Here is a 15052-nt window from a genome sequence, read left to right as displayed (position 1 = left end):
AAATCAGGAGCGAGAATTTGAGTCTTTGATGAGCCAGGGGGCGAGGTATGCAAGTCAAAAGCGAAGTCACAATTAAATTTAGCGGTGAATTACCAACAGCCACACCAGCAGCGAATAAGAAAGTTGAAGTCTCGCTGACAGATCAGAACGGTGTAGTTTTCAGTGCTTTGATTAATGCAAAAAGCTGGCGTAAGGCTGAAAGTAATGCTTCGGAGTTTGGGGACTGGGCAGGAGCTATATCTGGCAAGCTTGGTCAACGAACAGAAAACGGTTTTGAAGTAGTTGACGCAGGAATCCAACTTTTTGAGAAGAAGCCCAAGGAGGCAAAAGCAGAGGTGGGCGCTGCTGTAGCTGAAGCTGGTGCAAGTTCATAGATGAGTGAAAAGCACAGAAAGAGCTTCTACGTCTGCAATGAGATATTGCAGAGGTAGAAGCTCTTTCAGTTGGCGATTCCACGAAATCCTAATTACGTTGAACACAGCCCCAGAACGCCCTATTTTCGTTTTCAGCCTCTATTTCTGAAATCGCAGCTATCTCGGCTCAACCTCTAAATAGGGTTGCAAACATAGCTTGCAAGGGTCATAAAACTATCTCATAATGGTAGTCCAACTCCAGCAAGGAGGCAGGTGGCATAAAGAGAAGGTGAAATTGAAAAATATAGCTGGAAATGATGTATCTATTTTTTTGTTCCAATTTGAATTACGCGGTTATGGCATTGACTTTGTTTTGAATGAGGCTATTGCCGCTGACATGTACCAAGATGTAGATGAGAAAATAAAACCGCTTGTCCACGCATGTTGCGAAACACTTTCACGGTACAAACACTTGAACATCAGCAACGTCATTATGGACGGCAATTTTCTGGTTACAGGAGAATTTGAGGTGATGCTGAGTAAGGGGTTAGGACGACACTTTATACATCAGGAAAAGGAGCGGTTATTTCAGGATGCCAAAAATATTGCCGATCTCTTAGCCGTGGTAATGAATAGAAGAACTCAAAAATAAGAGGGTAGTGATATGGAAGTAGGTATTGAGCCGAGATACGTGTAAAAACCTGCAAGATGGTCTGGAAACCGTTACTATATCTACATTTCAAAGATTTCTGGTGGAAGATTAATAGCAGCTTCCAATGGTTGGGGAATATTATGTAAATTCACCACATAATCACCGTATCTTTTGATACCAAGAAGGTAGGAAATAGCAAACACAGGCCCAGATTGACCTTGAGTATCTGCGTGCAAAGTATCCGGTTGAATATCTGAGAGATTTTTCAACAACCCATCCAAAATATAGACAGCCTCCCACACACCACAGGTGATAAAGTGGGTAAACAAAGCAATATATTTATCAGAGACATGGTGATAAGCAATACCACCATAACCACCGTAGCGGATGTGATACTCGCTGTGTAAATTATTCTCGTATATCTCAAACTTGCTTCCGTCAGCAGCAGCCTTCTTCCCTGTACCCCAACAAGACGGTAAACTAAAACGGTTGTACGTATTGATAATATCCCGAATTGCCGCTTCAATTTTGGCAGCACTAATATGGCGACGGTTTGTATAAGAAATCATGTGAGAAGTCACTGCACCTTGGGAATGACGAGCCATCTGATTTGGGCCAAGATTACAGCCATAGCTAAACGTAGTAAAAATATAACGTTCAGCAGGCTCAGATATTTTGGGTTCGCTTCCTGAAAACAGACCAAAATGCCTTGTCCAGTTCAACCAATGCTCAACATTACAAAGGATTTCTAAGATACTACGTTCCGGCATTAAAGCCCGAATTTTTGATTCTAATTCTTCCACTTCATGCGTTTGAGCTAGGGATGGAATTCTTTTAAGTACAGGTTCTCCATCTTTATTGATAGTGAATTGTTTATCAACCGCACAAATCTTATCTACAGCGTCAGCGACAATCGTTAATTTATCCTGTAGGTGTTTAACAAAATCATCCGGGTTAGCAGGAAATTCAAGTAAGCGACAGTATGACTCTATCAATGGTTCACATTCAGCATGACTCAATAATTGTTCGCGGAAATCGGCATAACTTTCTGAACCTACAACACAAGCATCTCCTGTTTTAAATTCAGTCGCCAGGTTTGAAAAGATGCAAATTTCTAACTGCTGACGAACCAAAACCTCAGTGTCATCAATTTCTTCTACAACTAGCGCACGCCAGTTACTACTAATAAAATCTAAATCAATCTCATTAGGTAAATACTTAGCACGTTTGTGTTCATGGTCTAACACGAACTTTAATGCTTTAATTACTGATTCATCAGCAGAAGTAGAGAGAATATCTAAAGAACGTACCAAACTAAAAAGTGCTTTCCGATTGGCAGAATAAAACCGCCACATCAACGGTAAATGGTTGTTGGTGTTATACGCCGCAATCTCATCCAACTTTTGCAGCAACAATTCTGTACCACCATGTTCATCCAAAATTGATTGCACCTGTTCTCCAAAAACAGCATTATCCTGAGTTTCTTTGGCTTTTGTCGATGCTTTTAATACTTGCCCCAAGGTAGCCAATAACTCTGATGTTTCAGTTAAATGTTTATCGCGTAATTCCTGCAATCGCTGTTTAGCATTATTTTGAATCTTGAGGATACGTTTAATGAACATATCGACAAGATAATCACGGGTTTTCACCTGTGCCTCGTACAATAGACATAACAGCAATGTCCGACGTTTGGGTAAATTGATATCTTGAAATTCTGAGATATCCAAAGCCCTAGCCTGGGACGCAAAATGTCTAACTTTAGTTCTGGCAATACTTTGCAGCAGTCGCTTGGCATCACCAAAGGTCATAAGAATATCAAACTTACTTTGTAGGAGTTTTATCCCACTAAGTTTGGCACTTTTCGGTGGCGATTTTAGTAAATTAAGAGTAGCATTTTCATCTACCTCATTATCTGTAACCACCAGTAATTGGTCTAAATAAATCTGCTCATTGATGGAAAGCCCCTCAGAACAAAGTGCAAACAAGCGATTATTGACCATTGAACGAATGTGGCGAATTAATCGGTCAAGGGTGCTAAATGCTGGTAACTCGTATCGTTCTTTAACTAATTCTTCAATGGCTACATTGATTAAATCAGCAGGATGGTCTTTTACCTCAGCAGCTTCTGCAACTAATGCGGCTATTAATCTTTGACCTGTTTTATCATACTGTTTGACTTTCAGGTAATCCCGAATCGCCTGAAGATAAGTGTAGCGTTGGCGTTCAGATGGGACTGCTTTTACCCAATCTTGTAACTTTAAACACGACCGTATATGACGGGTAACCGCAATCGGTACTAATTCGGGGTGGGGAAAATAACCAAGTCGTTGGAAGGATTTTAGCATGACCATAAAACTAAGAAATCCTTCGTGGCTCTTAGTTTTGGACTTTGCAAACTTGATTTCTGCGCTTTGTGGGGTATAAAGCTCTGCAAGCTCTTTCGGGCTGGGAAATTGTTTGAATTTAGGATATGCAGTCCGGTCAATTAAGGTCATTCAAGTGATATTTGCAACATACAAAATGCCCAAAATAACTAGATAACGGTTGATCCCTCACTGTTCAACCCCATAGTATTTTATATTCTTTGTGGTAAACAGCGATAATTGTCATCAAAATATGGTTGCTTACTATCTCGCTTGCTTTAATTTTTGAAGAGAATAGTTCCAGGAATATCAGTCTAATTTATCAACTTTAGTCAACAGATTGAAGGCAAGACGTGCAGCTTCTTCTGCTTTTTGTGATGTAACTTTTTGATAGCGTAAAGTTGTTTGGATACTTTCATGACCCATCAATGCACGCAGTTGTTCAATACTAATTATGCCTACGCGCTCTGTGGCAAATGTATGTCGTAAATCATGAATACGAACACCTTGAAGGAGTGAGTGTTTATTGGTAATTTCTCGCCAGTAATCATGCAGTGTTCGGTAGCTCATTCTACTGATTTTCATCGTCACTGGATGCTGTGCTGTAAATAAGGCGAGTGATTGTTTATGTCGGTCGTAATTTATATATTTATTTAGTGCTATCGCCGTAGCTTCGTTGTAGAAACACCACCTTTGTTTATTTCCTTTTCCCAATACTTGAAATTTCCAATTAAGGAGGTCTACCGATTCTAGATTTAGTGCCAAAAGCTCACCAATTCTACATCCTGTGTGATGTAATAAATGCACAATCGCGTTAAGGCGGGGGTCATCGGCTACAGCGTTATACAGTATTTCTAACTGTGATGGAGTTAAGAACCGTATAATTTCATCTGTGCGATGTTCACCTTTTTCTCGTGAAGGTGGACGCTGTTTGATTCCCCGAATGGGGTTGGATTTTATGTATCCTTGTTCTATGGCAAAGTTAAATAGGCTTTGTAGTATCGCTTGATGCTTGTTGTGAGTTGTATATTTTAAATGTGTCAGGGTATTTAAATACTCGACTAATGTTTGACGACTGATAATTTCAATTGGCCCAACTTCCATACTCTTGCAGTAACAATCCCAAGGTCAGAGAATATGTCTCCTTGGTACTGAATGCCAACCCAGGACGTTCTAAAAATTCAACTACGACAGTGGCTAATGTTACTGTCTGTTTCACTTCAATTTGTGTGATTCTCTCAAGGTTTTTTCTGACTCAATCATATATCTTTTAGGCATGAAGCAAGACATCCTCTTATGGATACTTTAAAACTGCCTCGACCCCAAGAATCCCTGGCTGACTATATCAAGCGCATTAGAACATCTGTTGGGATGACTCAGTTTGAGTTGGCTATTGCTGCGGGAATTCATTCTCGGTCTATTGGGAAGATTGAACGAGGATTAACCACCAGACTCAATCATAAAACGCTGCGTGGTCTTGCTGGTGGCTTAGGCATTCCCCAGGAATATCTGGAAGCTGTTGAAAGGGGTGAATCCGTTAAGCCTGTCAGTGCAGTTAAGTTTTGCCCGCATTGCTGGACTCCTGGGGCGAATCCCGATCCTCTCTGGAGTCAAGTTAGGGCTAAGTTTTGTTATCTGTGCGGTATGCAGTTGCAGACGAGTTGCGCTCACTGTGGTGAGTTAGTTGTGTCTTTGAAGTATAAATTTTGTCCGATGTGCGGCAAGTCTTATAAACAGAAGAGTCAAAATCGCTGAAACATAGACACAGCAACTGTTTCCAGACCATCTTGCCGAAAATTACACGTATCTCGGCTCAATACCAAGTAGTGGTAAAGAAAACGGTCGTATTTTTTAACTACTTTTTGCTTACTTGGGTGGCTGCCTGATAGCGGATAAGAGAGCATAACTCCTATCGGGTAAGGAATAAGGCATCAGGTTTTACGTTTTGAGCGAGTATAAATGATTGCCTATTCACACACAGATGGTTATTACATTTAATGTAAAATACAGTAACCACGTGATACGTTCTTCACCGTGACCGATTCCCTTTTTCCAGAACTGACCAACTATGATGCTTTTCTAAACATGCTTAAACAGCGTGTTCGCACGGCGCAAATACGGGCGGCACTCGCTGTTAACCAAGAATTGGTGGTGCTTTATTGGCAGATCGGCAGGGAGATTTTACAACGCCAGCAGGATGATGGGTGGGGAACGAAGGTAATTGAGCGTCTTGCCAAGGATTTAAAACAGGAGTTCCCAGACATAAAGGGTTTTTCCCGTACAAACCTGCTCTATATGCGGGCTTTCGCGTCAGCTTACCCGGATGAGTCATTTGTCCACCAGCTTGGTGGACAAATCCCCTGGCGGCATAACTGTGTCTTGCTGGATCGTGTAAAAGCGCCAGAGCAGAGGGTTTGGTACATCCAGCAAACCATCCAAAACGGCTGGAGCCGTGCCATCCTGGAAATGCAGATTGAGAGCCGTCTTTATGAACGCCAAGGCAGCGCAGTCACCAATTTTAGCCAGACCTTGCCTAAACCCCAATCCGATCTGGCACAGCAGCTGATCAAAGACCCGTATAATTTTGACTTCCTGACATTGGGCAAAGAGGCGCAGGAAAGGGATTTGGAGCGGGCGCTGGTAGAGCGCATTCGTGACTTTCTCCTGGAACTCGGAACAGGGTTCTCGTTTGTGGGAAGTCAGTATCCTCTTGAGGTCAGCGGACAGGAATACAGGCTTGATCTGCTGTTTTATCACCTCACGCTGCGCTGCTATGTCATTATTGACCTGAAAATGGTGGAATTTCAGCCAGAATTTTCGGGGAAAATGAACTTCTATGTATCAGCAGTGAACGCTATTCTGCGCCATCCTGATGATCAGCCTACCATCGGTATCATTCTTTGCAAGTCTAAAAACAAGACGGTTGCCGAACTCGCACTGCAAGGGATGACACAACCTATCGGCGTTTCCACACACCAGATAGGACAAGAGGTTCCAGAACAGCTTAAAGGCATTCTGCCTACGGTGGAACAATTGGAGATGGAACTGAATACGGTGGCAGCCGAACTTGAAGCACAGAAGGATAGCAGGCTGGATATGTAATGTTTCTATGATCAGGAATAGTGGTTAGCTTTTCTGAATTACGCCTGTAATAACAAATCAGTGGCAGACAAAGTAGTAACCCCTGATAAAGTTGCGAATTGTCCTCCAGAACCTAAACCTGCTGTTGTACCATTTGCATTGTAGAAGAGGTTGCTGTTGGCACTATTGAAGACGATTCGGGCGCTGCTACCCCCAGCGATGGTAGCTCCGTTGGTGGATGCGTTGATGGTGGCAAATTCGCTGGTGCTGAGGCTAGATCCGGCGGCACTAGTGAGGGCGGTGAAAGTAGTTTTATCCAAGATGATTTTGTCAGTACCGCTGAGGAAGTCGGTAATGGTGTCGATGCCGATTGTGCTGCTGTTGAAGGCGGCGTTAATGTCAAAGAGGAAGCGATCGCTGCCAGTTCCACCTGTGAGGGTGTCGTTGCCTGCACGACCGTTAAGTGTGTCGTTTGACTCATAACCGACAATCACGTCATTTCCAGAGGTTCCCGCTGCTTGCAGAACACGCAGATCGACCTCAGCCCCTGACCAAATTGTGCCATTGGCAAAGACAAAGCTTTCGATCCGATCAGGATTGAAACTGGTTGGTAGTGTGCCAGAGAATTGATCTTTGATTGTTAATTGATCTGTGGTGCCTGCAATTTTGATGACCAGATCCTTACCAAGACGAGACATCTGTAAATCAGTAGGTAAGGTTCCCGCTTTGAATGTTACTTGGTCAGCGGAGTTCGACCTGCTATCACCATCATCGTTTATGATATCTTGCCCGTATCCGCGACCAAAAACATATGTATCATTCCCAGCAAAACCTTGGAGTAGATCATTTCCTGTACGTGCATCAATTAAATCGGCACGGGGTGTACCGCTGATGGTGTCATTGCCCATACTGACCTGTCCTTCAATCGCAAGAACATCCACAGCAACAATATCCAAAACCGTTCCATTTGCGAACTGAAAGAATTCAACTGCGTTATAGCCGAAGCTAGAAAAATGATCTCGAATCGTTAGGCGATCGGTAGTAGCAGTAATAGTAAGGACAAGATCCTGTCCACTCTTGCGGAATACAACATCGGTAGGCTGAATATTTGTGCCAAACTGAACTTTATCGGGGTAATCTTCGTAAACAGTATCGATACTTTCTTCGATAATGTCCTGCCCTGAGCCTCGACCAAAGCGATAGGTATCACTGCCGCCAAGCCCCTTCATCACATCATTCCCAAAACCACCATCCAGGATGTCATCTGTCCAATAGCCTGTGATGGTATCATTACCAGCGGTTTGAGAAGCTTTGATAAGGGATTCCCGCACCTGTGCATCATTCCAGGAAACACCATCGGCAAAAGTAAACGTTTCAATGTCATTCCAGCCGGGGAACCAAGCGCCGTGGCTAAATTGTCCTTTAATCGTTACCCGATCTGTACTACCCTGAAAGGCAATGGTTAAGTCATTACCATTTCTAGATAGCAGTGCTTTGGTTGAAGTTAATCCTGCACCGAAAACAATTTTATCGTCGTCAGGATTTAAGACATAATCAACAGTTTCTTCGATGATATCTTGTCCGAAGCCAACGGCAAATTGATAAGTATCGCTGCCATCACCACCTTGCAAAATGTCGTTGCCTGCCCCACCATCGATTTGGTCAGCACCACTGGTGCCAGTGATGGTATCATTACCGGAGGTTGTCTGCGATTGGACTGCTTTTACTGTGATTTCTGCCTTGTTAAGCTTTACTCCATCGACAAAGGTAATTGTTTCAATGGCGTTATAGCCAGTCGAATTGAAATGTCCTTTTACAGTTAGCGAATCACTGGAACCTAATATAGAGATTCTTAAATCATTGCCAACTTTCAGAAGTTTAACGTCTGTATTGGCAATGCTTGAGAGAAAAGTGATTGTATCGGGGTAATCTTCGTAAACGGTATCGATACTTTCTTCAATAATATCTTGCCCTGAGCCTCGACCAAAACGATAGGTATCACCGCCGCCAAGCCCCCTCATTACATCATTCCCAAGACCACCATCTAGGGTGTCGTCTGTCCAGTAGCCGATGATGGTATCATTAAAAGTGGTTTGAGAAGCTTTGATGAGGGATTCTCGCACAGTTGCATCAGTCCAAGAAACACCATCGGCAAAAGTAAACGTTTCAATGTCATTCCAGCCGGGGAACCAAGCGCCGTGGCTAAATTGTCCTTTAATCGTTACCCGATCTGTACTACCCTGAAAAGCAATGGTTAAGTCATTACCATTTCTAGATAGCAGTGCTTTGGTTGAAGTTAATCCTGCACCGAAAACAATTTTATCGTCGTCAGGATTTAAGACATAATCAACAGTTTCTTCGATGATATCTTGTCCGAAGCCAACGGCAAATTGATAAGTATCGCTGCCATCACCACCCCGCAGAATGTCGTTACCTGCTCCACCATCAAGTGTGTCGGCACCACTAGTGCCAGTAATGGTGTCATTACCGGAGGTTGAGAGAGCCTGTATTGTTCCTGCCGCGATCTGTGCAGCCGTCAAAGTTGTACCGTCGTTAAATTTAAAGAATTCAACCTGGGCAAACTTTGTTGCGTTAAATTGTCCCTTGATTGTTAGGGTATCTGAGACACCAGTAATTGAGATTCTCAAATCATTATTTATTTTCAGAAAGGTTACTTCTGACCGCGCAACATTTGCCGCAAACTGAATTGTGTCTGGCTGGTCTTCATAAACGGTATCAATACTTTCCTCAATCGTATCCTGTCCCGAACCTTTACCAAAAATGTAGGTATCACCGCCACCAAGTCCACGCAGTGTATCGTTGCCTGCTCCACCATCTATAATATCGGCAGTAAAGAACCCGGTAATAATATCGTTGCTACTTGTTCGTGCCTGCGCGAGTAAACGTTCTCTAATTTGAGCGTCGCTCCAGGTTATGCCATCGGTAAAGCGGATAGTTTCGATATCAGTCCAGCTTGGAAAATAGGCACCGTGTGCAAATTGACCTTTAATTGTAAGTCGATCTGTGGAGCTAGTAAAAGTGATAATTAAATCGTTACCGCTACGACTTAATCGGGTATTGGCTGCTGTGATACCAGTACCAAATGATATTGTATCAGCATCTTCATATGTTATTAGTCGTACTTCTTCCTCAATTACGTCTTGCCCGAAACCAGCAGCAAAAATGTAAGTATCTGAGCCGTCTTGTCCCCGCAATGTATCGTTTCCAGCCCCACCTGTGATTGTGTCGTTCGACCAAAACCCTTCAATAATGTCGTTGCCACTAGTTTGCTGTTGCTGGATATATCGTATCCGCAGGTCGGCAGTACTCCAATTAACACCATTGGAGAAGGAGAAAGTCTCAATTTCGGTAGGACGGTAATTAATCGTGCTGTAGTCGAATTGACCTTCTATCGTTAACGTTTCTCCGGTAGCCGTAATCGTCAGACGTACATTTTCCAAGGTAGTACCAGTGCGATCAATGCGTAGATCGCTGGGTAGAATATTACTGCCAAAGACAATGCGGTCGGCATTATAGGAGAGAATATTTGTCCATTCATCACGGATGATATCATTGCCGTAACCGCGATTATAGATGTAAGTATCGGAACCATTTCCCCCTTTGAGCGTATCGTTACCAGTTCCCCCATCAATGCGATCGTCAAGATGGGTGCCAACGATGAGATCAGCACCTGTTGTTTTGGCTGCGGCAATAATTTCTGCTGCTAAACTGACCCAGGTTTTTACAGTGCCATCAGACCAGACAAAACGTTCGATCTGCCAGAAGGCAATTGTGCCGAAAGGACCAGTTTCAACGTAGGTATACTGCTCCTGAACTCTGACTTGATCGGTTGTTCCTTTGATGCTAATGATTAGGTCTTGGGTTTCGCCATCGCGGCGGAAGGTAATATCAGAAACGGCAATACCAGCTTTGAATTGAAGTGTATCTGGCGTAGAGTCTAATACATAGTCAGGCGAGTCTTTAATGATATCTTGACCATCTCCGCGACCAAAAAGATAGGTGTCGCCGTCATCTCCACCATCCAGAAAATCATTACCTGCCTTGCCGTCGAGTGTATCTTTGTACCATGCGCCATAAAGGGAATCGTTGCCTGTGCTTCCTGTAGTCACCCTGCGTAGCACGTCTTCCCAGGTGAGAACGGTGCCATTTGCAAACTGAAACTTCTCAACACGATCGAACCAAGCAACACCCAGTAGATTAAACAGGTCTAACTTCACGCCTTTGAACTGGTTCTTGATGGTCAGTGTATCGGTAGAACTTGCTACTTGAATGACCAAATCATGGTTTGCCAGATGGGTGAAGGTAACATCCGCAGAGGTAATTGTGTCGCCAAACACCACCGTATCGTCTGTAGCCCAGTCGTAACCGAGTATACCGGAGATGAAAGTCTGGGGATATTTTGATTGGTCGTGAATAATATCCTGTCCTGAGCCACGATCAAATTGATAGGTATCACCGCCATCAAACCCAACTAGCAGATCGTTGCCTGTACTCGCGGCGAAGTCATCTGGGGTGCCAAAGCCGTAGGTTGCATCATTGCTAGTGGTTGTATAAGTTTTGATGATGGCAGTTTGGAGATCGAGCCAGTTCCAAGCTCCACCCTGTGAGAAAAATAATACTTCGATTCGGTTATCGATTGCAAACTTAGTCTGATAGCCAAGTGGTGTATAAGCAAATTGGTCTTTAATTACAATGCTGTCGCCAGTCCAGGCGAAGCGAATTGTGAGATCGTTGCTTGCACCGTCACGGGATAAACGTAGATCGTCGGCTGTTATACCAGTTAACAGGAGTGTATCGGCGGCATTGAGGAGTGGATTGGTCATTACATCCTGGATGATGTCGTTACCATCGCCGCGCGTGTAGTAGTAAATATCACCGTTCTCTCCACCTTGTAAGGTATCATCGCCAGTTAAGCCCTCCAGTTCGTCGGCGGTGCCAGTACCCTGAAGCAAATCATTACCACTTGTACCGCGTCCTATAGCGGCGGCGATGTCACCTGCGCCGTAAATTGTGCCATTGGCGAACTGAATATCTTCCACACCTTTGCCTGACACAGTTGGTGCGGCAGTCATGATCGCCAGTGGGGTTGCAAACTGATCTTTGATCGTAATCGTATCGCTGGAATTCTTGACGCTGATGACGAGATCTATTCCCCGGCGGGTGAACACCACATCTTGTGGATTGTAAACAGCAAGGCGAATGCGATCGCCACTTTCGCGACTTTCATTGTCAACGATCGTATCGCGACCAAAATTACGTCCATAGACATAAACATCTTGCCCAATGCCCCCAGTAATCGTATCGTCGCCTGCACCACCAACATAAATTTTGAGACCACTGTCATTGCTTCGTCCTAAAGCGTCATTACCAGCGTTGCCCAGCACCACACCAGTTAATCCTAACCCTGCTATCAGTTGAGCCAAGGTAAGCGATGTAGTGATTCCGTCTACTGCCCGCACTAGGCTTGCTACTTCAAAGTCAGCTTTGATGCTATTAGAGTCAGCCCGTAGTAAGACTTTGCTCAACGTGTTGAGCATGGGGCCCCAATTGGTATTCCATGATGTCAAGGCGGTTGATGCTGTTGTTGAAAGTTGCCGGATGGCGTTGCGGTAGATGTCGCTTAGTGTTGTCGGGCTGGTTGCTTGGAACAGATCGTTGGATAAATCGTAGGTGAGCGGCCCTAAAATCGACTTCAGTGGCCCTTGGGCAGCTAGTTTAATGGTTGCCCGATCAAGGGCATCATTCCAATTGGCAATTAGTTCATCGATGTTCGCAACTGATGGCACCCCATTACCGTCGCGGGGTGTTAGTTGCTCACCTGCATAAATTTCTAAGAAGGCCAATTTCCGCCGATCAAAGGCGGTGGTCATGGCAGTGGTGGGAACAGTATCGACTTTTGCCCAGCGAAATAGAATATCGTCTACTTTGTCTTTGAGAGCAGTCCAGGTTGTTGTGTTTGGCAGTGCGTTAAGGCTGCTCACCAAGTTTAGTAGCGTTGCATCGTTAGTCATGGACACGGGCAGATCGGGCAGAGTGCCGTAGCCTTTAAGTTTGGGTAGTGCGGCAGCAGCAGCGGAAACGGTTTTGTTGCCAAGATACTTCGTATCTAATTGACTAGCATCGAAGGCGACATCGGCGATCGTGCCAGTAGTGCCATTAGCGCGGGTGAATTTAGCGGTGGCACGAATGAGGTTATCTTGAATAGTTGTATTTGTGAGGTTAGTGGCACTCAGGCTGAGTGTGGTGACGCTGTTTTGGGTGAGGGTTGTCAATTCACCTGCGTCGGTGGTGCCATTTTTGTTGAGATCGCGCCATAGCTTGAGGCTGGCAAAGCCTGTATCTGCTGATGTGATCAGGTTATCGTTGTTAGTGTCAAGAGCTTTTAGAGCAGCAAAACCCGTGGTTGTGGCATTACCAAAGAGTTCGCTAATATCGTCGATTTTGCCATTGTTGTTTAGGTCGCGGGCGAGTAAGGCATCGTCTCCTTTTACCCAGGCGGTCTTTTCGGCAAATCCATCTTTATCGAGATCGAAATAGACACCGTTGTCCTGGCTGGTTAGTTCAATGCCATCACCATCCAAATCCAGCACTAGTGGATCAGTGCCGCTAAAGGTAACGCCAAACCCAGCAGCTAACGCCAGCTTGATTGTCTGCCGAATTGCTGAAATGCTGACTTGATTGGCAACTACTAGTTGAAATACAGTTACATGACCAGTGGCTGCACCTGTATCGAGATTAAGCGAGTAATTTTCAATGACTGCTTGTCCGCCACGTCCACGCCCAAATTGCACTAGAAGCTGATTGCTTGTGGTCAATCCGTAGCGAAATGTCGCCATCATAGGTATGTCAACCAGTAACATGAAAGGCAGCGCGGCATAACCCAATGGAACGACCGATAATAAGGAACTGAAGGGTGACCAATAAGCCCAACCGTCCTCATTCCATGTTTGTCGCACTCCCCCAGTCAAACAAAATGGACCCCAAGTGAGGTAATCCTCCGTACTCGCGTCCATGACGAAGGCACCATTTGCAAGGTTGAATATATCTTTGCCCGAACCTCCATATAGTAAATTTGTGCCTTTACCAGCAAAAAGTGTATCGTCACCACTGCCACCTTCGATGAGAAGACCGCTAGAACTTGTCAGTCCCCGTACATCGATTACATCGGCAGCAGCAGAACCGATAATGTGATCGACTCCCTTGATGATAAGCCCAGAGGGCTTTCCGTTGGGGTAGAAGAATGAAGTATCAGGGGTGAGGATTTCAATGCCGTTGCCATTCTGGTGGGTCTTAACACCATTAGAAAGCAAAGATAGATCGAGAAGATCGCGCTCGCCATTAGGCTGAGAGCCTAAATCGATATACTCAAAATTATTGGAGCCAAACCAGTCGTTCTTAACTTGGCTAGGATCGAATCCTTTGATAATTACAATATCCTTAAATTTGGTTCCAATAATTCTTTCAATACCAAGTAATGCATCGCGTCCACCATCACCATCCTTAGTTACATCAATAGCAGGAACATTAGGATCAAGTCTCTGCCCAAAAGTAACTGTTATGCCAGAAGAGGCTGAACTGTAATCGGCTGTATCAGCAGCACTGCCAAAAAGACGTTGCCAAAAGCCAGCGGGTCCTTGGTCACCACCGATAAGAAGATCGTTGCCTGCGCCTCCAATTAGAGTATCCTGACCTTTTCCGCCTTGAAGAACATCATCACCAGCATTGCCTCGCAAAATATCGTCACCATCATAACCAAGGATTATGTCATCGGCGCTGTTGCCATCTAGTGTGTCATTTTCAGTAGGGGCTGTGCCAAAAATATTTTCAAACACAGTATTACCCCTACCGCCGATAATGTAACCCTGGTTTGTACCGTTGAGCTTGATCTCAAATGGTTCAACCTTTCCACCTGCTCCAAAACCATCTAATGCTGCGCCACTCATAAACATGTGGTTCAGCCATTTTTCGGTAGGCGTTGATGGGTAGACGAGATTAAACGCCACGATTGCCAAAGCACTACTTGAGCCGATAATGCCAAGTCTATTCATCAAAAGAGGAACAGTAACACCAGGAGTTTGAAATATTACATTCCCAAGAGTGGACAACCCATTCGCAAATTGAGTCCACCAACCAGGCTGTTTTAGCTCTGCCCACAAAGCTTCTTCTTTAGCAGCACCTACAAGTTGCAAAGGAATATAAGCAGTCCAAGCTTCAGGCGGAAGACCATATTTTTCAAATACCTTGATGTGATAGTCACGGATTGCTCTTACAGATAAATCTAGGGAAGGAAGATTATTATTAAAGGCACTTCGTCTGGCTTCAAAATCTGCTTTCATCAGATCGAGTGAAAGCAAACTCCACTGTTGACCAGTCAAAGTGATACCTTTTTCCCTACCTACAGATTCAGCAAAGGCTCGTGCTACTCTACCACTGACACCTTCTACCGTAGCCACCTCACCAGCTAGTGCGCCGTATGATTCACCAAAAGAATTTAGTTTTATATAGTACTCAATATAATTATTATTGTTATACAGTACTTGCAGTTCGTTGAGTTGTGTTTGTGTAAGATTGGGTGCAGGCAT

The 15052-nt window shown here is 44.4% G+C and carries 6 protein-coding genes and 1 pseudogene; 4 read left to right on the top strand and 3 right to left on the bottom strand.

Annotated elements, in window-relative coordinates:
• Window positions 1-47 precede the first annotated feature (47 nt).
• Together FD725_RS31370 and FD725_RS31365 are read left to right on the top strand one after the other, a co-directional pair.
• A complete protein-coding gene (locus tag FD725_RS31370) occupies window positions 48-374 on the top strand; it encodes a hypothetical protein (RefSeq protein WP_179052080.1) in 327 nt (108 codons plus the stop codon).
• Between the two features lie 223 nt (window positions 375-597).
• A complete protein-coding gene (locus FD725_RS31365) occupies window positions 598-1005 on the top strand; it encodes a hypothetical protein (RefSeq protein WP_179052079.1) in 408 nt (135 codons plus the stop codon).
• Window positions 1006-1085: 80 nt separating this feature from the next.
• Here FD725_RS31365 and FD725_RS31360 read toward each other — a convergent pair whose 3' ends face one another.
• Together FD725_RS31360 and FD725_RS31355 are read right to left on the bottom strand one after the other, a co-directional pair.
• Window positions 1086-3500: a Tn3 family transposase gene (locus FD725_RS31360; RefSeq protein ID WP_179052078.1), complete on the bottom strand. Its 2415-nt coding sequence runs from the start codon at window positions 3498-3500 to the stop codon at window positions 1086-1088.
• 177 nt (window positions 3501-3677) lie between these two features.
• A pseudogene (locus FD725_RS31355) lies at window positions 3678-4587 on the bottom strand (tyrosine-type recombinase/integrase).
• Between the two features lie 77 nt (window positions 4588-4664).
• Between FD725_RS31355 and FD725_RS31350 the strand changes: the two are divergent.
• Together FD725_RS31350 and FD725_RS31345 are read left to right on the top strand one after the other, a co-directional pair.
• A complete protein-coding gene (locus FD725_RS31350; protein WP_179049402.1) occupies window positions 4665-5123 on the top strand; it encodes a zinc ribbon domain-containing protein in 459 nt (152 codons plus the stop codon).
• A gap of 279 nt (window positions 5124-5402) precedes the next feature.
• Entirely contained in the window at window positions 5403-6470 is a 1068-nt protein-coding gene (locus FD725_RS31345; RefSeq protein WP_256872050.1) for a YhcG family protein, read from the top strand.
• A gap of 38 nt (window positions 6471-6508) precedes the next feature.
• On the opposite strand, the gene FD725_RS32910 is transcribed toward FD725_RS31345, so the two are convergent.
• Entirely contained in the window at window positions 6509-15052 is an 8544-nt protein-coding gene (locus FD725_RS32910; RefSeq protein ID WP_306296915.1) for a calcium-binding protein, read from the bottom strand.

This window comes from Nostoc sp. TCL26-01, from assembly GCF_013393945.1.
Classification (GTDB): domain Bacteria; phylum Cyanobacteriota; class Cyanobacteriia; order Cyanobacteriales; family Nostocaceae; genus Trichormus.
The sequence above is the reverse complement of the archived record's forward strand: the minus strand, read 5'-3'. Positions and strand labels throughout refer to the sequence as shown.